22 protein-coding genes and 1 pseudogene are annotated in these 22,137 nt (G+C 71.3%); 14 read left to right on the forward strand and 9 right to left on the reverse strand.

Going from position 1 to position 22,137, the window contains the following annotated elements:
• Positions 1-55 precede the first annotated feature (55 nt).
• Together C472_RS04180 and C472_RS04185 are read left to right on the forward strand one after the other, a co-directional pair.
• Positions 56-550 carry a phosphopantetheine adenylyltransferase gene (locus C472_RS04180; protein ID WP_006628552.1) on the forward strand — a complete coding sequence of 165 codons (495 nt, stop codon included), beginning with the start codon at positions 56-58 and terminating at the stop codon, positions 548-550.
• Positions 547-1,041 (forward strand): hypothetical protein, encoded by a 495-nt coding sequence (locus tag C472_RS04185; protein WP_006628553.1) that lies wholly within the window; start codon positions 547-549, stop codon positions 1,039-1,041. The genes C472_RS04180 and C472_RS04185 overlap by 4 nt, the downstream gene beginning before the upstream one ends.
• A 26-nt stretch (positions 1,042-1,067) precedes the next feature.
• Here the strand turns inward: C472_RS04185 and C472_RS04190 are convergent, their stop codons facing one another.
• The 5 genes from C472_RS04190 to C472_RS04210 all read right to left on the reverse strand — a co-directional run bounded on the left by C472_RS04190 (position 1,068) and on the right by C472_RS04210 (position 4,205).
• Positions 1,068-2,519, reverse strand: a complete 1,452-nt coding sequence (locus C472_RS04190; RefSeq protein ID WP_006628554.1) for an FAD-dependent oxidoreductase — start codon at positions 2,517-2,519, stop codon at positions 1,068-1,070.
• 70 nt (positions 2,520-2,589) lie between these two features.
• Positions 2,590-3,033, reverse strand: a complete 444-nt coding sequence (locus C472_RS04195; RefSeq protein ID WP_006628555.1) for an RNA-binding protein — start codon at positions 3,031-3,033, stop codon at positions 2,590-2,592.
• Between the two features lie 21 nt (positions 3,034-3,054).
• Entirely contained in the window at positions 3,055-3,243 is a 189-nt protein-coding gene (locus tag C472_RS04200) for a hypothetical protein (RefSeq protein ID WP_006113388.1), read from the reverse strand.
• Positions 3,244-3,323: 80 nt separating this feature from the next.
• Positions 3,324-3,905, reverse strand: coding sequence for a DUF7524 family protein (locus C472_RS04205; protein WP_193788340.1), 582 nt, complete (start codon positions 3,903-3,905; stop codon positions 3,324-3,326).
• Between the two features lie 105 nt (positions 3,906-4,010).
• Positions 4,011-4,205: a methytransferase partner Trm112 gene (locus tag C472_RS04210; protein WP_008586250.1), complete on the reverse strand. Its 195-nt coding sequence runs from the start codon at positions 4,203-4,205 to the stop codon at positions 4,011-4,013.
• Positions 4,206-4,328: 123 nt separating this feature from the next.
• Here C472_RS04210 and C472_RS04215 point away from each other — a divergent pair, with 123 nt between their 5' ends.
• A complete protein-coding gene (locus C472_RS04215) occupies positions 4,329-4,613 on the forward strand; it encodes a ribonuclease P protein component 4 (RefSeq protein ID WP_006628558.1) in 285 nt (94 codons plus the stop codon).
• Between the two features lie 18 nt (positions 4,614-4,631).
• On the opposite strand, the gene C472_RS04220 is transcribed toward C472_RS04215, so the two are convergent.
• The 4 genes from C472_RS04220 to glpK form a co-directional block, all read right to left on the reverse strand.
• Positions 4,632-5,315, reverse strand: coding sequence for an HAD-IIB family hydrolase (locus C472_RS04220; protein ID WP_006628559.1), 684 nt, complete (start codon positions 5,313-5,315; stop codon positions 4,632-4,634).
• Positions 5,316-5,435: 120 nt separating this feature from the next.
• Complete coding sequence (locus C472_RS04225; RefSeq protein ID WP_006628560.1) at positions 5,436-6,608, reverse strand: Cdc6/Cdc18 family protein; 1,173 nt, start codon at positions 6,606-6,608, stop codon at positions 5,436-5,438.
• A 238-nt stretch (positions 6,609-6,846) separates the two neighbouring features.
• The gene (locus tag C472_RS04230; RefSeq protein ID WP_006628561.1) at positions 6,847-7,935 is read right to left on the reverse strand and encodes a hypothetical protein; all 1,089 of its coding nucleotides are present in this window, start codon (positions 7,933-7,935) and stop codon (positions 6,847-6,849) included.
• On the reverse strand, positions 7,936-9,474 hold the full coding sequence (glpK, locus tag C472_RS04235; protein ID WP_006628562.1) for a glycerol kinase GlpK: 1,539 nt from the start codon (positions 9,472-9,474) through the stop codon (positions 7,936-7,938).
• 380 nt (positions 9,475-9,854) lie between these two features.
• Between glpK and glpA the strand changes: the two genes are divergently transcribed.
• The 11 genes and pseudogenes from glpA to C472_RS04295 all read left to right on the forward strand — a co-directional run bounded on the left by glpA (position 9,855) and on the right by C472_RS04295 (position 22,050).
• On the forward strand, positions 9,855-11,666 hold the full coding sequence (gene glpA / locus C472_RS04245) for an anaerobic glycerol-3-phosphate dehydrogenase subunit GlpA (RefSeq protein ID WP_049906304.1): 1,812 nt from the start codon (positions 9,855-9,857) through the stop codon (positions 11,664-11,666).
• Positions 11,666-13,045 carry a glycerol-3-phosphate dehydrogenase subunit GlpB gene (gene glpB / locus C472_RS04250; RefSeq protein ID WP_006628564.1) on the forward strand — a complete coding sequence of 460 codons (1,380 nt, stop codon included), beginning with the start codon at positions 11,666-11,668 and terminating at the stop codon, positions 13,043-13,045. Before glpA ends, glpB begins: the two co-directional genes overlap by 1 nt.
• Positions 13,042-14,589, forward strand: a complete 1,548-nt coding sequence (locus C472_RS04255; protein ID WP_006628565.1) for an anaerobic glycerol-3-phosphate dehydrogenase subunit C — start codon at positions 13,042-13,044, stop codon at positions 14,587-14,589. Before glpB ends, C472_RS04255 begins: the two co-directional genes overlap by 4 nt.
• Positions 14,590-14,738: 149 nt before the next feature.
• Positions 14,739-15,803 carry a hypothetical protein gene (locus C472_RS04260; RefSeq protein ID WP_006628566.1) on the forward strand — a complete coding sequence of 355 codons (1,065 nt, stop codon included), beginning with the start codon at positions 14,739-14,741 and terminating at the stop codon, positions 15,801-15,803.
• Positions 15,804-15,884: 81 nt separating this feature from the next.
• Complete coding sequence (locus tag C472_RS04265; RefSeq protein ID WP_006628567.1) at positions 15,885-17,291, forward strand: CRTAC1 family protein; 1,407 nt, start codon at positions 15,885-15,887, stop codon at positions 17,289-17,291.
• A 114-nt stretch (positions 17,292-17,405) separates the two neighbouring features.
• Complete coding sequence (locus tag C472_RS04270; RefSeq protein ID WP_006628568.1) at positions 17,406-17,606, forward strand: DUF7576 family protein; 201 nt, start codon at positions 17,406-17,408, stop codon at positions 17,604-17,606.
• A gap of 75 nt (positions 17,607-17,681) precedes the next feature.
• Positions 17,682-18,407: a ribosome assembly factor SBDS gene (locus C472_RS04275; protein ID WP_006628569.1), complete on the forward strand. Its 726-nt coding sequence runs from the start codon at positions 17,682-17,684 to the stop codon at positions 18,405-18,407.
• A 101-nt stretch (positions 18,408-18,508) separates the two neighbouring features.
• Positions 18,509-18,960 (forward strand): annotated as a pseudogene (locus C472_RS04280) (YbaK/EbsC family protein).
• A gap of 123 nt (positions 18,961-19,083) precedes the next feature.
• Positions 19,084-20,148, forward strand: coding sequence for a metal ABC transporter substrate-binding protein (locus C472_RS04285; RefSeq protein ID WP_006628571.1), 1,065 nt, complete (start codon positions 19,084-19,086; stop codon positions 20,146-20,148).
• 100 nt (positions 20,149-20,248) lie between these two features.
• A complete protein-coding gene (locus C472_RS04290; RefSeq protein ID WP_006628572.1) occupies positions 20,249-20,980 on the forward strand; it encodes a metal ABC transporter ATP-binding protein in 732 nt (243 codons plus the stop codon).
• Positions 20,980-22,050 carry a metal ABC transporter permease gene (locus tag C472_RS04295; RefSeq protein WP_006628573.1) on the forward strand — a complete coding sequence of 357 codons (1,071 nt, stop codon included), beginning with the start codon at positions 20,980-20,982 and terminating at the stop codon, positions 22,048-22,050. The genes C472_RS04290 and C472_RS04295 overlap by 1 nt, the downstream gene beginning before the upstream one ends.
• Positions 22,051-22,137: the final 87 nt, after the last annotated feature.

Here is a 22,137-nt window from a genome sequence, read left to right on the forward strand (position 1 = left end):
GTCGCCCCGGCGGCAGTTCGGGACGTTTTAAGTTCGACCCCCGCAACGGGGAGACATGAACGTCGCGCTGGGTGGTACGTTCGACCCCGTTCACGACGGCCACCGCAAGCTGTTCGAACGGGCGTTCGAGCTGGGTGACGTCACCGTCGGACTCACCGCCGACGACCTCGCGCCGGACACCCGACACGTCGAGCGGTACGTCCGGCCCTACGAGCAGCGTGAGCGCGACCTAGAGGCGGAGTTGGCCCCGCGGGCCGAGGAGAACGGCCGCGAGTACGAGATCCGGAAGCTGACCGAGCCGACCGGCATCGCGGTCGAGCCGGAGTTCGACGCGCTCGTCGTCTCCCCCGAGACGCGGGACGGCGGCGAGCGGATCAACGAGATCCGCGCCGAACGCGGCCACGACCCCCTCGAACTGGTGATCGTCGACCACGTCGCGGCCGAGGACGGGGAGCGAATCTCCTCGACGCGGATCGTCGCGGGCGAGATCGACGAACACGGCAACCTCACCCCCGACCGCGAGGGTCGGGGCGCGACTCGGCCGGAATGACGGGCGGCGAGACGGCGAGCGGCGAGGCGGCGGGCGGTGAGACGGCGAGCGGCGAGGCGACGGACGGCACGGGCGGGCCCGGATCCGCATCCTTGCGGCGGATCCTCCTCGGCGAGACCGGCTTCGAGTGCGCGACGGTGTGGAGCGCGGTCGGGTTCGCCCTGTCGTACGTCGCCTTCGACGCGACCGCCGCGGCGGGCGTCGGCGCGCCGGCGACCGCCGGCGTCCTCGCCGCGGTGACGGCGCTCGGCGCGCTCGGGTTCGCCGCGACCGGCGGCGGCGTCCTCCCGACGGTGCTGCTCGCCTACGGTCCCCTGGCGGGCACGCTGCTCCGGGCGGCGGGACCGACGCCGTACGCCTCGCCGCTCGAGGCCGACGGCCCCTCTCTCCTCGCGGTCGCCGAACCGCTCGGCGTCGCGGTCGCCGCCGCGCTCGCGATCGGCGTCGCGGCCGCGGTGGTCGGCTACGCGGTCGGTCGGTCGGCCGACTGACCCGACCGCGGCGGACGCCCCCTCCCTCAGTCGTCGAGCGCTCCGTTCAGCACCTTCGCGGCGACGAGTATCGGATCCCACACCGGGCTGAACGGCGGCGCGTACGCGAGGTCCAACCGCTCGACCTCGGCGACGGTCATGTCCGCCTCGATCGCGGTCGCCAGCGTGTCGATCCGGATCGCCGCCCGGTCGGTCCCGACGATGCTTCCGCCCAGCAGCCGCCCCGTGTCGCGGTCGGCGACGAGCGTCACGTCGGTCTCGGCCGCGCCGGGGTAGTAGCCGGAGCGCGACCCGGCGGTCACCGTCTCGCTGACCGGATCGAACCCGGCCTCCGCCGCCGCCTCCGGGTCGAGCAGGCCGACGCGGGCGGCCTCCGTGTCGAACGCCTTCACCGCCGCGGTGCCGGCGATGTCGCCGACGGGCGTCGGGTCGCCCGCGACCGTCGCGCCGATGGCGCGGCCGGCGCGGTTCGCGGTGAGTCCGAGCGGGGTCCAGTCGGGTTCGCCGGTCACCGCGTGGCGCGCGGTCGCGCAGTCGCCCGCCGCGTACACGTCCGGGAGGTTCGTCCGGCCGCGGTCGTCGACCCGGACCGCCCCGCCCGCGCCGAGGTCGACGCCGGTCCCGTCGAGGAGGTCCGTGTTCGGCCGGATGCCGACGCCGACGACCGCCATGTCGACCGGAACCGTCTCGCCGCCGACCGCCGCGTCGGTCGATCCGGCGATCTCGATCGCCTCGATCCGGTCGTCGCCGACGAGCGACTCGACCGGCGCGTCGGTGTGGACGGCGACGCCCTCCGCTTCGAGCGCCGCCTCGACGCGGGTCCCGACCGCCTCACCGAACGGGGAGAGGAGGTGCCCGGAGCGATGGAAGACGTGAACGTCGAGGCCGCGCTCCGCGAGCGCCTCCGCGACCTCGACGCCGACGTACCCGCCGCCCACGACCGCCGCGGTCTCCGGCGCGGGCATCGCCGCGTTGCGGTCGACGCGCTCGCGGTCGACCGCGCTCACGTCCGCGCGGTCGGGGTCGTACGCGTCGGGCTCGGCCACGTACGCGTCGATGGCGGCCGCCGCGTCCATGTCGTGGAGGGTGAACGCGCCGTCGACGCCGCGCACGTCGAAGGGGCCGGTCGTCGCCCGCGCGCCGGTGGCGACGAGCAGGTCGTCGTACGCCTGCTCGTAGCGGTCGCCCGCGGCGGTCTCGACGGTGACGCGCTTCGCGTCGGGGTCGACGGCGACGACCTCGCTCCCGCGTCGGAGGTCGATCCCCCGCTCGTCGACCTCGCTCGGCGACAGCGACAGGAGATCCGACATGCGGTCGACGTAGCCGGCGACGAAGTAGGGCATCCCGCAGTAGGCGTACGAGATCCACCGCCCCTTCTCGAAGACGACGACCTCGCGGTCTGGAGCCTCGCGGCGGAACTTGCTTGCCGCGCTCAACCCCGCCGCGTCGGCACCGACGACCACGAACGGATCGGTCATAGCCGGACATCGGCGGGCCGAGTGAAAAAGTCACGCCGCGGGTGCGGTCCGAGCGCGCCGCCGTCGGCGGTCAGTCGTCGTCGCCGTCGGCCAGCCGCGAGAGCGTCTCGCGGGCGTTCGCGACGGCCTTCTCCTTTTTCGCCGGGTACGCCTCGACCTTCGTGCGCACGGTGAGCCCGGGGCCGAGCCGGACGTCCCCGCGGAACGCCGCCTGCTTGTCGAGGCGGAGGAAGAGCGCGCAGTTGTCGTCGACCCGCTCGTCGAGCTCGCCGAGGACGCGGTCGAGGTCCTCCAGCTCGGAGAGGCGGTCGAGCACGTGTCGCATCTCGTCGGCCCGCTCGACCCGCGCCGAGAGCACGACGATCCGGTCCCCGTGATGGCCCACGTTCTCGTTGCGCTCGAGTTCGACGTCCTCCGGGAGGAGAGTGTACAGCGCCTGCTCGACGCGTTTCACGTCCTCGGTGGCGTACGAGAACGCGCGGAGGTCGACGTAGTGGAAGGGGACTTTCGGCATGCGAAAACGAGTGGGGCGGCGTTACTCCTCGCTCTCGACGGCGTCGAGCGCGTCCTCGGGGACGCCCGTCTCCTGGCCGTCTTCGAAGCTGACCGTGTACGTCGCGTCGCCGAACATCGTCTCCATCACCTGCGTGATCGTGCCCGACTCGCCGTCGTACTCGCTGTGTTTGTCGTGGAGCACGACCTCGTCTTCCTTCTCGAAGCTCATGGCGTCTCGTTCCGCCGGGACGGTTAAAAGCGCCCGGATCCGCGCCGACGATCGCGGAGCGCGGCGGCGAGGAGACCGGCTCACGCCACCGCGAGCAGCGCCGCGCCGAACGCCACCATCAGCGCCAGCCCCACCGCGAGCCAGACGATCACGCTGTCGACGGCGAGCGCGAGCGCGACGCCCGCGGCGACCGCGAGGAATCCGAGAGCCGCGCCGGCGACGCCGCCGCGCCGGACGAGGCGGTCGAGCGCGTTCACGGCGCGCTGCGCAGGCGGGGGATCCGGGCTGCGGTCCGGGGGCGCGGAGAGGGTCTCGTCGACGGCGACGGGCTCGTCGGGAGTTTCGTCCGACGGTTCGATCCTGACGTCGACGTAGCGCGTGTTCGATCCGTAGCCGGTGACGATCTTCAGTTTCCCGCGGACCGGCTCGTCGACGTCGGCGATCGAGACGTGAACGTGGCGGGTCCCCTCGTCGGCGACGAAGTGGTTGACCTCGTCGACCGCGGTCACCCGGTCGAGTTCGTCGTCGAAGTGGAGGTGGACGTGCGTCGAGCGCCCGGCGTTGTCGAGCACGACCGGAAACGGCCCGTCCGTCGCGAACGCGTCCGGCGCGTCGATGTCGTGGACCGCCTCCCCGTTCAGTTCGACGTCGAGTGTCGGCACGGTGGAGACCACGACCCCGTATTAGAAAAAGATTCACACGGGCGAGGGGTTCGCCGCCGGCGTCTCGACCGGGGATGTCCCGGCGGCGACCGCCCGAACCGGACGCTACGCCGCCGCCTCCTCGCGCATGTCCGGCGGGAGGAGGTTCGGGATCCCGTCTTCGATCGGATAGGTCTCGCCGCACTCGGTACAGGTGAGCGTGCCGGCGAGGACCTCGTCGTCGTCCTCGTCGTCGACGTCGAGGTCGAGGGCCGCCTTGTCGAGCGGGCAGCAGATCACGTCCATCAGGGATTCCTTCATACCGTTCGATTGGATCGGACCGATAAAAAAGCGTGCGGGTCGCGGTCGCAGAAGCGGACGGGAGCGGCGCGCGACGGACCGCGGATAGCAACGTCTTTTGCGGCGGGCCTCGGCCCACGTCACATGGGAATCCCGGCGGAGCGGATCGAGCGGCTGTTCGCGCTCGCCCGCGAGGCGGTCGTCGACGACGAGTACGACCGCGCCCGCCGGTACGTCGCCCGCGCGCGTCGGATCGCCGAGCGGAACCGCTGCGGCGTGCCGTCTGAACTCTCCAGGCGCGCCTGCGACGACTGCGCGGTCTACCTCCGACCCGGGAGGACGAGCCGCGTGCGGACGCGGTCCGGCCGCGTGGTCGTCCGGTGCCTGGAGTGCGGCTCGACGGCGCGGTATCCGTACGACGGGGAGTGAGCGGGCCCGGCGACGAAGTTACTCGCCGCGCTCTCGCAGTTCCGTGAGGACGGAGACCGTCCCGCCCATGAACCCCTCGTCGAGGACCGTCTCGGCCGCCTCGCGGGCCGCGTCGTCCGCGTTGGCGACCGCGTACGACTCGCCGGCGACGCCGAACGTCGAGACGTCGTTCTCGCTGTCGCCGACCGCGACGAAGGCGGCGGGGTCGAGGCCGAGGGCCTCGGCGACGGCTTCGAGCGCCCGACCTTTGCTCACGCCGACCGACTTGACGTGATAGGCGTAGCCGGTGTCGACGACCTCCACGTCGCCGCCCGCCGCCGCCGCGACCTCGCGTAAGAGCGCCTCGTCGGCGTCGGGCGACACCGCGACCTCCGTCTCGCGCCAGCGGTTCACCGTGTCGCCGTCGCCCCAGCCGACCTCGCCGCCGCGCTCGCGGAACGCCTCGACGACGGCCCGCGCCGCGTCCGGGTCGCCGACCGTCGTCGTCTCGCCGCCGACGTACGCGACGCCGCCGTTCTCCGCGATCACCGTCTCCTCGCGGCCGAGGAAGTGCGCCAGCGCGACCGGGTACGGGAACGCCTTCCCGGTGGCGAACACGACCGGGGCCTCCCACTCGGGTAACAGCTCGAAGACTCGCGGGTCGATCCGACCGGTCGGCGTCGTCAGCGTGCCGTCGATGTCGAGCGCGAGGGGCGGAACCATACCGGGAGTCGTCGCTTCGTCGGCAACTGTCTTCCGTTCGATAAAAGTGCGGACCGATCCGCCGCGAGCGTCCCCGAGCGCGTCGGTCGGGCCGGTCGGGATCGCCGGTCCGGACCGGCCTTATCCCGTCCGAGTGTGCCGGTCGAACAGCTCCCGGAAGACGACGGTCGGGAACAGCGGCACGAGCCGGCTCGGGGGGCGGCCCTTGCCGTCGCTCCGGTGGACGGTGACGCGTTCGAGCAGGCCGGCGTCGGCGAGCTCGTAGAGGACGCGGCGCACCGTCGACGCCGAGAGGTCGACGCCCGGGCGCGCGGCGATCGTCTCCGTGGCCACGCCGACAGTCGACCGCTCCTCCTCGGAGAGCCCGGCGAGCTCGTAGAGGAGCCGCTGGCGGCTCTCGGGGAGCGCGAGGACGCGCCCCAGCGCGACGCAGGGGCGCGGCACGCCCTCGATCCCGGCGTCGACGTCGGCCGAGCGCACCGTCGACGCGCCCGCCCGCTCCGCGCTGACCGCCGCGCCCATCACGGCCGCGAGCGCGTCGTGAGCGTCGCCCGCGGCCCACTCGACGACGTCGCGGATCTGGTCGTGCGAGAGCGCGTCGCGGCCGAGACCGGTCGAACACCGGCTCGTCAACAGCTCGACGAGGACGTGCCGGCGGTACTTCCCGAACTCGACCGTCGTCTCCGGCTCCCAGTCGATCGCGTCCGGCGGGTCGCGGCCGATACACGCCGGCACGAGCCGCTCGCCGACGTCCTCGAGCCAGTCGATGAGCGTCGTCGCCGGCGGCGTCTCGACCTCGTCGGTGTGGTCGACGGCGACGACGAGGTCCGGCCCGGTGCGCATCACGTCGCGCAGCGACTCGGCCAGCTCCTCGGTGCCGATCCCGTGGTCCGGGACCGGCTCGTCGCTCATCGCGGCCAGCATCGCGTGGTAGAGCCGGAACCGGGTCGACGCGTGCCGGGCGTCGACGTAGACGAACCCGGGGATGGTCGGCTCGACCGCTCGGGTCGTCGTCTGGATGGCCTGCCGCGGGCCGCTGTGGGTCGCGAGGCGGTCGAACAGCGCCGAGACGACCGCCGACTTCCCGCTCCCCTTCGGGCCGTACACGTAGAGGCTCGGCGGGAGCGACCCGGAGAACGCGGGCGCGAACACGTCGAGCAGGCGCTCGATCGCCGGCCCGCGGCCGACCGGAGACTCGGCGTGCGCGACGGGCGAGACGGCCTCGAAGTCCGCGAGGACGCTCAGGCCCGTGTCGTAGCCGAGCCGTCGCTCGATCCGGTCGTCGATGTTCACGGTTGACCCTCCGAGATAGCCGAACAAAACTGGCACGGAGCGGAGTCGGTTCGGTGCGGGTCGCCGTCGGTGGCGCTCGAGACGGCACCCCGGCGACGGCTGTCGCTCGCGGCGCTGCGTCGGTCGCGTGTCCGGTCTGGTCTCATTTGATCCGGCGGCTTGGTCGGGAAGGTGGTTTCACGTGAGAAGCGCCTCGAACGCGACGGAGCCGACGCGGCGTCGGCCCCCGCACGCGGGCTTAGAGGTACCCGGCGTTCGGCAGGACGCCGAGGATGGCGAGGACGCCCACGCCGAGCATCATGATCGCGATCGCCATCGCCGGCGGGTCCACGTGGGTCCCGGAGTGCGAGTAGAACAGCCGCTGGGTGACCTCACCGACGAGGCCGCTGAGCGCGCCGAACGCGCCGGCCGCGAGCAGCGCGACGACGCTGCCCGCGACGGGCGCGACGACGACCGCGCCCGTCGCGCCGAGCAGCGTGATGTGGTGGGTCACCGGGATCTTCTCGACGCCGAGGTTCAAGAACAGCAGGCTCATCGCCGAGATGCCGTACCCGAGGAAGATGCTCCCCGTCTGGAGCCAGATGTACCCGCCGAGGATCCCGCCGACGAGTCCGATGACGGTGACGCCCGACCACTCGTACTGGTGCGGGAGCCACGGCTCGGTCGCCGGGCGGCCGGCGTGTTCCCCGTCGGCGTCGGCCTGCGGGTGGTCCTCGCCGCGCTCGAACGGCGACATGTCGAGCAGTCCGTCGCCCGCCGGCTTCCCGACGATCGGGTAGCCGAACACGGGGCGCGCGAGGAACGCGGTCGCGAACACGGACACCGCGATGAAGTCGGTCGGCGGCGTTATCTCCAGCACGTTGAGGAAGAGCCCGTTGGCGAGTTGGGTGAACAGCATCCCGATGACGCCGAAGATCGCACCGACCGCGAGGATGTCGGGCTTCGTCCCGAACGCGTACGTGATGTCTTTCCCGAAGTGATACCCGCCGTCCGCGGGGTTCATCTCGGGGTACTTCTTGCCGGCGTACGCCGAGGCGGCCACGCCGCCCGCGAACGCGATATGCGGGCCGGTGATCGCCCCGAAGCCGATGACGCCGGTGATCCCGACGGCGAGCTCGCCGGCGGGCACCGCGTCGAGTTGGCCGACCTGGCTCTGGAGAATGTTGAGTCCCTCGCCGAGGAACACGACGAAGCCCGTGAAGATGAACGACGGCAGCGCGCCGAGCGCGGCACCGAACGCCCCGCCCGCCAGCGCGGTGATCAGGAGCAGCAGGAACTGCTCGACCTCCATCCCGATGACCGGGACCTGAAGCAGGAGGCCGCTCATCTACTCGTCCTCCTCGTCGACCGCCCAGTCTTTCGACCGCTCGACGGCGTCGTCCCAGCGGCTGTACAGCTTGTCGACCTCGGCCTGGTCCTTCTCGGGGGTGAACTCGCGGTCGACCTGCCAGTTGTCGCGGAGCTCGTCGACGTTGTCCCAGTAGCCGACGGCGAGGCCGGCGGCGTAGGCGCTACCGAGCGCGGTGGTCTCGTCGACCTCCGGCCGCGCGATGTCCGTCTGGATGATGTCGGACTGGAGCTGACAGAGGAAGTTGTTCTTGACCGCGCCGCCGTCGACGCGGAGCGTCGTCGTCTCCACGCCGGAGTCGGCCTCCATGGCCTCGGCGATGTCGCGGGTCTGGTACGCGATTGATTCGAGCGTCGCGCGGACGATGTGCTCCTTGCTCGTGCCCCGGGTCATCCCGACGATGGTCCCGCGGGCGCGGCCGTCCCAGTGCGGCGCGCCGAGCCCCGTGAACGCCGGGACCATGTAGACGCCGTCGGTCGAGTCGACCGACCGCGCCAGCTCCGCGGTCTGGGCCGCGTTGTTGATCAGGTCGACGTCTTCGAGCCACTCGATGGCGGCCCCGGTGATGAAGATGGAGCCCTCCAGCGCGTACTGGACCGGCTCGCCGGACATCTGGAACCCGACCGTCGTCAGCAGCCCGTGGTCGGACTTGACGGCCTCGTTGCCCGTGTTCATCAGGTAGAACGAGCCGGTGCCGTAGGTGTTCTTCGCGTCGCCCTCGTCGAAGCAGGTCTGCCCGAACAGGGCGGCCTGCTGATCGCCGAGCGCGCCCGCGACCGGGACCTCCTCGCCGAGGAAGCCGTCGGCGTCCGTGTGGCCGTAGTACTCCTCGTCGGAGGAGGGGCGCACCTCGGGGACCATCTCCCTCGGCACGTCGAACTCGTCTAAGAGCTCGTCGTCCCACTCCATCTCCCGGATGTTGTACAGCATCGTCCGGGAAGCGTTGGTGACGTCCGTGATGTGGTTGCCCGTCAGGTTGTAGATGAGCCACGCGTCGATGGTGCCCATCACGAGTTCGCCCGCGCGGGCCCGGTCGCGGAGGTCGCCGCCGCGCGAGCTCTGCATCTTGAGCGGCTCGGCGTTGTCGAGGATCCACTCCGTCTTTGTCGCTGAGAAGTACGCGTCGGCCTCGAGGCCGGTCTTCTCGCGGATCTCCTCGACTTTGTCGGCCTCCTGAAGCTCCTCGACGCGGTCGGTCGTCCGGCGGTCCTGCCACACCAAGGCGTTGTGGACGGGGCGGCCGGAGTCTTTGTCCCAGACGATCGTCGTCTCGCGCTGGTTGGTGATCCCGATCGCTTCGAGCTGGTCGGCGTCGAGTCCCGCGTCGGCGAGCCCGTCGAGGACCACTTCCTGGGTGTTCTCCCAGATCTCCATCGGGTCGTGCTCGACCCAGCCCGGGTTCGGGTAGATCTGTTCGTGCTGTTCGTAGGCGTTCGCGACGACCTGGCCCTCGTGGTCGAACACCATGAATCGGGTGCCGGTCGTCCCCTGGTCTATCGCACCGACGTACTGTGTCATGTTGTGGATCCCTCCTGTGGCGCTGGTCCGCGCGCGGCGGTGACCGGATCGCGCTCGCCGTCGAGGGCGACCCCGGTGTCGCGTTCGCTGCCGCGCCGCGCGCCCACCGAGTCAGCCCCGTCCGGAGCCGACTCGAGGCGGCCGCGAGGCGTTTCGAACCCGCCGCGACATATCTTCACGGAAGCTACCACGCCGGTCGTGAACATAATGTACTACCATAATAATGTTCCTGTTAAAATCCGAACTTCGAGCTGAGTGAAAAAGACTTGTATATAAACGCACCGGCAGAGACAGGGATTACATTACTTGAATGTCCCTGATAGTTATGGGTGGGACGGCTCGGGAGGTAAAGTAAAGTGGTCGTGGTCCAAGGGCCTCCCATGGACAGACAAGTGGACGTCGTCGTCGTCGGTGGGGGGTCGACGGGGTGCGGCGTCGTCAGGGACCTGGCGCGACGGGGCCTCGACACGGTTCTCGTCGAGAAGGGGAACCTGACGCACGGAACGACCGGCCGAATGCACGGCCTCCTCCACAGCGGGGGTCGGTACGCGGTCTCGGACCAGAAGAGCGCGGAGGAGTGCATCGAGGAGAACATGGTCCTCCGGGACATCGCGGCCCACTGCGTCGAGGAGACCGGTGGGCTGTTCGTCAAGCGGCCCGAGGACTCGGAGGAGTACTTCCAGGAGAAGCTGGAGGGGTGTCGCGCCTGCGACATCCCCGCGGAGGTGATCGACGGCGAGGAGGCGCGGCGGCGCGAGCCGTACCTCGCGCGCGACGTGGAGAAGGCCATCGCGCTGCCCGACGGCGCGGTCGACCCCTTCCGGCTCTGCGTGTCGAACGCCGCGGACGCCCGCGAGCACGGCGCGCGGATAGAGACCCACGCGCCGGTGACCGACGTGCTCGTCGAGGACGGCGAGGTCGTCGGCGTCGAGATCGAACACGAGACCGGGCCGGGCAAGCGGGTCCACCGCGAACCCGGCACCACCGAGGAGATCCGTGCGCGCCACGTCGTCAACGCGACCGGCGCGTGGGCGGGCAACATCGGCGAGATGGCCGGCGTCGACGTGGAGGTCCGCCCCTCGAAGGGCGTGATGACGGTGATGAACACCCGACAGGTCGACACCGTGATCAACCGCTGCCGGCCGAAGGGCGACGCCGACATCATCGTTCCGCACGAGACCGCCTGTATCCTCGGCACGACCGACGAGGAGGTCGACGACCCCGAGGACTACCCCGAGGAGGACTGGGAGGTCGACCTGATGATCGAGACGCTCTCGGAGCTGGTCCCGGCGCTCGAAGACGCCCGGACGCTCCGCTCCTTCTGGGGCGTCAGGCCGCTCTACGAGCCGCCGGGAACGGGCACCGAGGATCCGACCGACATCACCCGCGACTACTTCCTCCTGGACCACGGCGACCGCGACGACCTCCCGGGGATGACGACCATCGTCGGCGGGAAGCTCACCACCTACCGGATGATGGCCGAGTCCATCTCCGATCACGTCTGCGAGACGCTCGGCCACGAGGCGACCTGCGACACGGCCGACGCGCCGCTGCCGGGCTCCGAGAACCCCGCGCGGATGGAGGAGCTGATGGACGAGTTCGGCCTCCGCTCGCCCGTCGCCCGCCGCTCGGGCCAGCGGCTCGGTTCCCGAGCGGACGACGTGCTCGACGAGTACGACCCGAACCCGATCGTCTGTAACTGCGAGAGCGTCACCCGCGCAGAGGTTCAGGACGCCGTCGACGAGGCGGGTTCCGACCTCAACGCGGTCCGCCTGCGGACCCGCGCCTCGATGGGGAACTGTCAGGGCGGCTTCTGCACCCATCGGATCGCGTCGGAACTGGCACAGGAGTACCCGGAGCCGGTGGTCCGCGACGCGGAGGACGAGCTGTACCAGGAGCGCTGGAAGGGCCAGCGCCACGCCCTGTGGGGCGAGCAGCTCTCGCAGGCGATGTTGAACCACATGCTCCACGCGACCACGATGAACCGCGACGGAGACCCGGCGAACCTCGACGAGTCGGTCGACTTCGACGCGTTCGACGCCGGGGCGGGATCGCCGGACGCGAGCGGTTCGGGGAGCGACGAGGCCGGGTCGACCGGAACCGCGGCCGCAGACGGCGGTCGCGCAACGGGCGACGCGAGCGCCGACGGGGGTCGCGCAACGGGCGACGCGACCGCGGACGGGGGACGCTGATGGCGATAACCAGCGACGTCCTCGTGGTCGGCGGCGGCCTCGCCGCGGTGACCGCGGCGGTCTCGGCCGCCCGCGAGGGCGCTGACGTGCGGCTCGTCTCCCACAAGGCGAGCACGCTGCGGCAGGCCTCCGGGCTGATCGACGCGCTCGGCTACGTCCCGGCGACGGAGCCGGCGAAGCCCCTCCGCGACGGGCCGCCGACCGCGGGCCGGAACCTCGATCCCGACGAGTGGCCGGACCCCGAGGGACCGCTCGCGGACCCCTTCGAGGCGATCGATCGGCTCCCCGAGTCGCACCCGTACCGGATCGCGGGGAGCGACGCGCTCCGCGACGGGCTCGACCTGTTCGACGACCTCGCGGGGGACGCGTACCGCGGGGGCCACACCGACCGCAACGCCCTCGTGCCGACGTTCGGCGGCGCGGTGAAGCCGACCGCGCGGTACCCGGCGGCGGCCGAGGCCGGCCTCGCGAGCGACGACCGGCCCGCGCTGATCGTCGGGTTCCGGTCGCTGACGGAGTACGACGCGCGGGCCTTCGCGGGACGCTTGGAGGCCGCGGGCGTCCCGTTCGACGCCGCCGGCGCGGAGGTGGAGTTCGCGGAGGCCTTCCGCGCCGACGCGAAGATCACCCGCGTCGCGAAGGCCCTCGACCACGACGAGGAAATCGACGGCGTCCCGGCCCGCGAGGCGCTCGCGAAGGCGGTTGCCCCGCACCTCCACGACGTGGTCGACGGGTCGGGCGGCGTCGACCGCGTCGAGCGCGTCGGCTTCCCGGCGTTCCTCGGCGACGACGAGGGCGAGGCGGTCCGCGCCGAACTCGCGGAGCGGCTCGGCGCGGACGTGTTCGAGATCCCGATGGGGCCGCCGAGCCTCCCCGGGCTCCGCCTGGAGGACCGGCTCTTCGACGCGCTCGACGCCGAGGGCGTCCGGTTCGAGACCGGCAACCCCGTGGTCGGCGTCGAGTCCGCCGCCGACGGCCGCGTGGAGACCGTCGCGGTCGACCGGAAGGGCCGGACGGCTCCGTACGGTGCCGACGCGTTCGTGCTGGCGACCGGCGGCCTCGTCGGGAAGGGGCTCGACTCGGACCGCGAGGGCGTCCGCGAGCCGGTGTTCGACCTGTTCGTCGACCAGCCCGACGACCGGTACGAGTGGTTCGTCGACGACGCGTTCGGCGACCAGCCGTACGCGCGGTTCGGGGTGCGACCCGACGAGCGGATGCGGCCCGTGGACGGCGACGGAGCGGTACAGTACGAGAACGTGTTCGCGGCCGGCGGCGTCGTCGGCGGCGCGGACGCGGCGAGGGAGAAGTCCGCGAGCGGGGTGTCGCTCGCGACCGGCATCGTGGCCGGGCGGCAGGCGGCGACGGAGGCGACACAATGACACGACACACGGACGACGACGGGAGTGCGGAGGAGTCGAGCGAGGACGACCGCGGTAACGGACGCGGCCGCGGCGAGCCGGCCCCGGGCGTGCCGGAGGCCGGCCGCGACGAGCAGCCGTCGATATTCGTCCCCGACGACGGGGAGGTCCCGGAGTCGGACGCGGTCGGCGCGCGCGACTCGGAGGCCGCCGCGGGCGGAGACGACGCCGCGGCGCGCGCCGCCACCGACGGCGGCGTCGAGAGCGCGACCGGCGGGACCGACTCGACGGACCTCGACCCCGACGCGTACGATCCGGTCGACGTGTTCCCCGGCGGCGACCTCGACCTCCGCGAGGGGGCCGACTCCTGTTACAAGTGCACGAGCTGTGACACCTCCTGTCCGGTCGCGGAGGTCGACGACGAGTTCCCCGGCCCGAAGTTCCAGGGGCCGGAACAGTGGCGGCTCAAGCGGAAGGGGGACCACGACATCGACGAGTCGATCACCTCCTGTTCGAACTGTATGCGGTGTGACGACGCCTGCCCGTCCTCGGTGCCGCTCTCGCAGATGCACAACGAGGCGCGCGGGCAGTTCGTCGAGCGCCAGATGGAGAAGCTCTCGGTCGAGTACATTCGGAACCGCCTGTTGGCGAACTACCGCACGTCGGCGCGGCTCGCGAGCATGTTCCCGCGGACGGCCTCGTTCGCGATGAACTTCGGGCCGGCGCGGTGGGCGATGGAGAAGGTGATGGGGATCCCCAAGGAGCGCGACTTCCCCGAGTTCGCCACGGAGACGTTCCGCGAGTGGTGGAAGGCGCGCGGCGGCGCGAAGGTGGAGAACCCGGACAAGCGCGTGGCGTACTTCCACGGCTGCTACTCCAACTACAACACCCCCGAGGTCGGCAAGGCGATGGTCCGCGTCTACGAGCACTTCGGCTACGAGGTGATGGTGCCCCCGCAGAAGTGCTCGGGGACGCCGATGTTCGCGAACGGCATGCTGGACGACGCTCGGCGACACGCCGAGACGAACGTCGAGAACCTCGTCGAGGCCATCGGCGAGGGCGCGGACGTGATCGCCTCCTGTACCTCCTGTTCGATGTCGCTGCGGCAGGAGTACCCCGAACTGTTCGACCTCCACGGGATCGAGGACCTGGCGGAACACACCTTCGAGGCGATGGAGTACCTCCGCATCCACGAGGACCTCGAAGGCGAACTCGACGCGGCTGGCGGGCCCGACGAGGAGCGCGAACTCGCGTACCACGCGCCGTGTCACGCCCGGAATCAGGGGCTCGCCCGGCAGGCCGTCGAGACGTTCCGCGACGTCGACGGCGTCACCGTGGAGGACGTCGGCGACTCCTGTTCGGGGATCTCCGGCACCTACGGCTGGAAGGAGGAGAAGTACGAGAAGTCGATGGAGATCGGCGAGGAGATGTTCGAACACATGGAAGACGCCGAGGGCGACGTGGGGATGACCGAGTGCCCGACCTGCGCGATGCAGATGGAACACGGCACCGGTTACGAGATCGAACACCCACTCCAGCTGCTGGAAGACTCGCTGGGCGCGTAGGCGGTCGACCGAGCGGTCCGGAAGAGCCGTCGCCGCGGACCGGATTCGGACGCGCCACCGCCGCGGGGCGCGTCGACGATCGAATCCGTTCTCAGACGCGATAACTGCGCGGGAATCCTTATGCGTCGAACCCGATCAGTGCGGACTACGTGACTCTCGAACAGTTTCTCGATCGCTTCGACGGGCCCGAGCGCTCCGTGGTCGTCGTCAACCGAACCGACCCGGACCCAGTGTTGAACATGCTCGTGGACACCTTCGGCGACGACGTAATGCGAGTGGTCGACGGCCGCGGAACCGACGGCGCGGGCGACGGCCGCGGAACCGACGGCGCGGGCGACGGCCGCGTAACCGACGGCGCGGGCGACGGCCGCGTAACCGACGGCGCGGGCGACGGCCGCGTAACGGAGAGGGCCGGACCCGTCGATGCGAGCCGGAACGTCGGCCTGACGGCCGAGGAGCTGACCGGCTACGCCGGTGTCGACGGGGACGACGAGGTCGTCCCCTCGCTCGACGTGGAGGTGCTCCGCCGGCGCGACGACATCCCCTTCGACGGCGGCACTCCGGACGACATCGAGAACCTCGTCCTGCTGATGGAGGACGGGGAGGTCGTCGCCGGCTCGACGCTCAGCGAACTGGGCGACGCGGTGCTGTTCGTCAACTCCGACCTGTACACCACGGGGAGCCGGTCGCTGGACGACGTGGACCTCCCGTCGGTGATAAGCGGCCTCAACGACGCGACGTTCACGCTCCGCGGCTATCCAGAGTCCAACCGCCAGAAGCTCCTCCTCATCACCATCTCTCGGTTCATCGAGCGGGTGGCGTGGACCGCCGGCGACGGCACGCTCCGCTCGTCGTTCCAGCGGCTCTCGCGCATCGACGACGAGGTCGGCACGCGGGCCGTCTACGAGCGCATCGCCGACACCGGCGTCGACGCGCACCTCTACGGGGTCCCGGACGACCTCCCGGACGACCTCGACGCGGTGATCCACGCCGGCGAGGACCCGGACTTCACCGACAGCTGGTTCGTCGTGTACCGACCGCCGGAGGGGCCGCACACGGCCGAAAGCGACCCGGGGAGCGACCTCAAGCGCGGGATCGAGGGGGGTGTCGCGCTCCTCGCGGTCGAGGCGGAACCCCGGGTCTGGCGCGGCCTCTGGACGTTCGACGCGGACCGGGTCTCGCGGGTGAACCGGTACGTCGAGCGGAACCTTTAGCGGAGTCGTCACTTTCGTCCCGGTCGGATCTCGCCGTATCCAACCCGTGCGTTCATATCCTCGGAGCGGTGACGGGCGGCCATGTTCACGGAGCGGTCCGCCCTCGTCGACGACGGACGTCCGATGCGCGGGTACGGCGTCGCGGTGACCCCCGGCCGCGACGGACCGCTCGTCTTCGTCGCCGGCTACGGCGAGCCGAACCGGCTGTACGCCCGCGAGGGCGACCGCTTTTCCGACACCGCCTGCGGTATCGTCGCCGACGGGACGCGCCACGGGATGGGCGTGTGCGCGGCCGACCTCGACGCCGACGGCTGCGAGGAGGTGTACGTCCACAACTGCGCGCGCGGCGTCGACGGCGGTGACCCCGACCTCCTCCTCAGCCGGCTGGAGTCCGACCGGTACCGCTGGACCGACGTGTTCGCCCGCGAGGTGAACGCCGACCGCCTCGACGTGCGCGCCGGGCGCTCGGTCGCCGCGCTCGACCGCCTTGGCACGGGCCGGTACGGGGTCGCCGTCTCCGGCTACGCCGCCCCGCTCGCGTTCTACGAGCTCGGCGACGACGGCGAGGTCACCGACATGGCCGAGGCGGTCGGGCTGGAGGTAGCGGGCGGCTGTCGGTCGCTGCTCGCGGTCCCGTACCGCTCCCGCGAGGGGGACCTGTTCGCGGGCGTCGAAGGGGGACCGAACCGGCTGTTCAGCAACCGCGACGGCCACTACGCCCGCACCGACGGCGGCCCGGTCCTCTCCGATCCCGGCGGGGACACGCGGGGGGCCGCGATCGTCGACGAGGGCGGGACGTTCGCGCTCGCGGTCGGCAACGAGTCGGCCCCGAGCCGGCTGCTGCGCTGCGCGCCCGACGGCGGGTACGAGGACGTGGCTCCTCCCGCGCTTCGCGACGCCGGCGCGGTCCGGACCGTCGTCGCCGCGGACTTCGACAACGACGGGCGCGAGGAGCTGTTCTTCAACGTCTGCGGCGGGGAGAACCGGCTGTTCGAGCGGGTCGACGGCCCCGACGGGCGCTCGCGCTGGGAGCCCGTGGATCTCGGCGCGGCCGCGGAGCCGGACGGGTTCGGCACCGGGGCGGTGGCGGCCGACCTCGACGGCGACGGCGCGCTCGAACTCCTCGTCGTCCACGGCGAGGTCGCCGCCCAGCCGGTGACGGCCTACGGCGACCCGGACGCGCCCGACGCCGGATGGCTCCGCGTGCGCCCCACCACGCGCCACGGCGCGCCGGCCCGCGGGGCCGTCGTCACGCTGGAGACCGCCGAGGGGGTTCAGCGCCGGACAGTCGACGCGGGCGGCGGCTGCCTCTGCCAGACGGAGCCGGTCGCCCACTTCGGTCTCGCGCACGCGGAGCCGCTGCGCGTGGACGTGCGGTGGTCGGACGGGCGCGAGCGGACCGTCGTCGGACCCAGCGCGGACCAAGAGATCACGGTCAGACACCCGTCGCGGAAGGCGACCGACCGCGACGTTCGGACGACGCGGTAGCGGGCGACTGCCGACCGCGACGCTCGGACGGCCCCGGCTGAAGGGACCGCCACGGCCGTGGCCAGAACTGCCGGCCTTCGCGGGTTCAAGTGTCCGGGGGGCACACGAGACGGTATGGTGGATCCGACCTCGGAGCTCGAGGAGGACGTCGACGAGGAATCCGCGCCGCGCTGCGCGGCGTGCGGCGAGCCGGCGCTGGGCGTCGGTCGACGAACGGTGACGTGGGTCGAGGACGGCGACGCCGTCCATCGACGGTTCTGCTCGGAGGCGTGCCGCGGAGCATGGGAGGACGAGCGCCCGTCGGCGGACGGATAGACGCACAGAGTGACCGAAGTCGGCGGACCGCAATCGGCGGGAGGCTTTTTGCCCGCGGGGGTGGTAGCCTCCGGTATGATATCGCTCGACGAGGCCGTGACGGCCCGACTGGAGTCACACGGGGAGCGCTTCGAGGTCCTGATCGACCCCGACGCCGCGCTCGCGATCAAACGCGGCGAGTTCGAGGGGGACTTAGAGGAAGTCATCGCCGCGGAGGACATCTTCGAGAACGCCTCGCGCGGGGACCGTCCCACGGAGGAGGACTTAGAGACCGTCTTCGGCACCACGGAGCCGCTGGATATCATTCCGGAGGTCGTCGAGCGCGGCGAGATCCAGATCACCGCCGAGCAGCGCGCGGAGATGCAAGAGCGGAAGCACAACCAGCTCGTCACCACTATCACGCGCAACGCGGTGAACCCGCAGATGGACGACTCGCCGCACCCGCCGGAGCGGATCGAGCGCGCCTTGGAAGAGGCTGGGTTCCAGATCGACCCGATGGAACCGGTGGAGAACCAGGTCGACGACGCGCTCGACGCGTTGCGCCCGGTGATCCCGATCCGGTTCGAGGAGGTGACGATGGCGGTCCAGCTTCCGGCCGACTACGCGGGATCCGGGCAAGCGCAGATCAGGGAGTTCGGCGACCTCGAACGCGAGGAGTGGCAGAACGACGGCTCGTGGGTCGGCGTGCTCACCTTCTCGGCGGGGCTTCAAAACGAGCTCTACGACCTCGTCAACGAGGTCACTTCGGGCGAGGGCGACGCCCGCGTGGTCAAGGACAAAGACGAGATCCGAACCCGATAGCGCCGTCCGACCGCCTGTTCCTGCCGCCGAATTCGACCGTGACCCGCCGCAGTTTCACCGCCTCCGGGAGCTTGATACCCGCGGGACGCGGCGCGGGTAGCATGCATCCACGCGCGGCGGAGTTCGCGGAACGGGCGCGGAAACGGTACGGAGTTGACCTCGACGCGCTGGAGTACGAGGCGGGGACGGAGACGGCGGCAGCCGCGGCCGACGCCGTCGGCTGCGAGACGGGCGCGATCGCCTCGACCATCGTCGTGTCGCTCTCCGGCGGCGACCGTGGTTCGCCGAACGACCTCGCGGCCGCGATCACGAGCGGCGCGAACCGGCTGGACCTCGACGCCGTCGCCGACCACTTCGGGGCCGACGCCGCCGCGATGGGCGNGGGGTCCCGCCGCTCTGTCACGACGCCGCGCTGCCGACCGTCTTCGACCCGACGCTCACGGAGTACGACACCGTCTACGGCGCGGCGGGGACGCCGAGCGCGGTGTTCGCGATGGACCCGGCGACGCTGGCCGACCTCGCCGACGCCGCGGTCGTCGACCTCGTTGAGTGAGGGGCGGGCCGCGCCCGAACGCTCGCCGCGGATTGTTAATCGGGAGCGCTCTCGCTCGTCGATTTATTAATTGAAGCTTATCAAATAATAACTTTTTTCTGTTAATCGGAGCTACGGATCGGTATGACTCACTCACGGCGGTCGGTGTTGCGGCGCGGTGCCGGACTCGCGGGAGCGGGGGCGGCGGCGTCGCTCGCGGGGTGTTCCGGCGGCGGCACTGACGGCGACGCCGGAGGGTTCGACGCCGGCTACGCGGCCTTCTTCACCCTCAACGACTGGGCGAACGAGGTCGCGGGCGACGCGGCGACCTTCGAGGACCCGGTCGACGTCGGGCGGCTCGGCCACGGCTGGACGCCGGACGGCACCCTCGCCGCGGACGTCGCCGCGACGGACGCGTTCGTCTACCTCGACAGTCCGGAGTTCTCGTGGGCGCAGGACCTCGCCGCGACGCTGGAGGCCGACTACGACTCCGTCGCCGTGATCGACGCGCTCGCCGACGTGGAAGGCGACCTGCTCGACTGGGACCACTCGCACGAGGGCGAGGACGAGAGCGGCGACCACGAGGACGGACATGAGGACGGCGACCACGGGTCGGGGGGCCACGACGGCGAGGACCACGACGGCGGCGGAGAGGGCGGTCACGACGAGCAGCGGTACGACCCGCACGTCTGGGTGGACCCGCTCCTCGCGGCCGAGATGGTCGACACGATCGCGGCGGGACTCGGCGAGGCGGACCCGGAGAACGCGGACGCCTACGCCGACAACGCCGCCGCGTACGCCGAGGAACTCGACGCCGTCGACGCCGCGTTCGAGTCGATCGCCGAGGACGCCGCGCGCGACGTGGCCGTGCTCGCCGGCCACAACTCCTTCCAGTACTTGGAGGCGCGATACGGGTTCCGGCTCCACTCACCGGTCGGCGTCTCGCCGCAGAACGAGCCGACCCAGACGGAGATCGCCGACACGATCGACCTCGTCGACTCCGAGGGGATCGACGTGGTGTTGTACGACCAGTTCCAGTCGCCGCGGCTCGCCGAGTCGATAGTCGAGAACAGCGACGCGACGGAGGCGGTCCCCGTCACGCCCGCCGGCGGGACGACCCGCGAGTGGAACGACGCCGGGTACGGCTACCTCGAACAGCTGACCGAGATCAACGTCCCCGCCTTCGAGCGGGCGTTCGGCGCGCAGTGAGCCGGACGAACGACGGACCGCCGGCGAGTGCGCCGACGCGACGGCGCGGGGACGGACGAAAGGAGCTAAACGTGCGGCCGACCCAGATCGAGGACACGCAGTGAGCGAAATCGTCGACATCGACGGCGTGACGTTCTCCTACGGCGACACTGTCGCCGTGAGCGACGTCTCTCTGACGGTCGAGGAGGGGGACTTCCTCGGGCTGGTCGGCCCGAACGGCTCCGGGAAGACGACCCTGCTCCACCTCATGCTCGGCCTCCACGAGCCGGACGAGGGGTCCGTCAGGCTGTTCGGCCGCCCGGTCGAGGAGTTCGACGACGGGGGGCGGATCGGCTACGTCTCGCAGAAGGCGACGAGCCGCGGCGGCGCGATGCCGGTCACCGTCCGGGAGTGCGTCACCATGGGCCGGTTCGCGCACGCCGGCCGCGGGCGGCTCTCGGCGGCCGACCGCGACGCCGTCGCCGACGCCATCGAGACNGGCGACCTCGCCGACCGACTCGTTTCGGAGCTGTCGGGCGGCCAGAAGCAGCGGGCGTACATCGCGCGCGCGCTCGCCAGCGACGCGGACCTCCTCGCGCTCGACGAGCCGACCGTCGGCGTCGACGCCGAGTCGCGCGACGCGTTCTACGCCCTCCTCGACGAGCTCAACGACGAGGGGATCACCATCATTCTCATCGAACACGACATCGGGGTCGTCACCGACCGCGCGAACCGCATCGCCTGCGTCAACACCGAGCTGTACCACCACGGGGACACGGAGTCGTTCGTCGAGAGCGACGCCCTCGCGGAGGCGTACGGCACGACGGGACAGGTCGTCCACCACCACCACTGATGAGCGGGGAATCGCGGGCGGACGGCGACCGGACTCGACGGGACCGCTCCCGCCCCGACCGCGGGCTCCGCCGGACCGCGGAGCTCGTCGGCATCGGCGTCACCGCTGTCGTCGCCGCCGTCATGCTCGGGTTCGTTCTGCTGTACTGGGCGCGGGACCTCCCCGTGGCGAGCGACCTGTACGCCGCGTTCCGCTCGTTCGGCCGGGGGATGGACGCCGCGTTCGGGACGAACGTGTTCCGCCACCCGGTCATGTGGCAGTCGATGGCGGTCGGCGTGCTCGTCGGGGTGGTCGCCCCGCTCGTCGGCTCCTTCCTCGTCCACCGCGAGATGGCGCTGATCGGGGAGACGCTCGCGCACACCGCCTTCGCCGGAGTCGCGGTCGGCATCCTCCTCACGGCCTCGACCGGGTGGAACGGGTCGCTGCTGCTCGTCGCGCTCGTCGTCGGCATCCTCGGCGCGCTCGCCGTCCAGTGGCTCACCGAACGCACCGACGCCTACGGCGACGTGCCCATCGCGATCATGCTCAGCGGGAGCTTCGCGGTCGGCACCCTGATCATCAGCTACGGCGACGGGCTCACCGGCGTCAACATCCAGGGGTACCTGTTCGGGAACCTCGCGGTCGTCACGCCGGAGGGGGCGCGCCTCATGGGCGCGCTCTCGCTGATCGTCGTCGCGGGCGTGGCGCTGACGTACAAGCAGCTCCTCTTCATCACCTTCGACGAGCAGGCCGCGCGGGTCGCGCAGCTGAACGTCACGGGCTACAACACCCTGCTCGTGGTGTTGACCGCGGTCGTCGTCGTGGGCGCGATGCAGGTGCTCGGCGTCATCCTCGTCGCCGCGATGTTGGTCGTCCCCGTCGCGGCGGCCTCGCAGGTCGCCCGGAGCTTCCGCGAGACGATGTATCTCGGAGTGATCTTCGGCCAGCTGTCGGTGGCCGGCGGCTTCGCGGTCTCGATCGGGCTCGGACTCCCCTCCGGCGGATCGATCGTGGTCACGGCCATCGCGGTGTACCTCGCCGCGGTCGTCGGCTCCGGCTCCTCGGTGAGGGCCATCTCGTCGCACGGGTGACGGCGACGCCCCCGCGCCGCGGGCGGGAGACGACCGCGTTCGCCCCCGTCCGGTTTCCACAGACCCTTATGTCGCGGCCGCGACCCA

The organism is Halorubrum tebenquichense DSM 14210, assembly GCF_000337415.1.
Taxonomy (GTDB): domain Archaea; phylum Halobacteriota; class Halobacteria; order Halobacteriales; family Haloferacaceae; genus Halorubrum; species Halorubrum tebenquichense.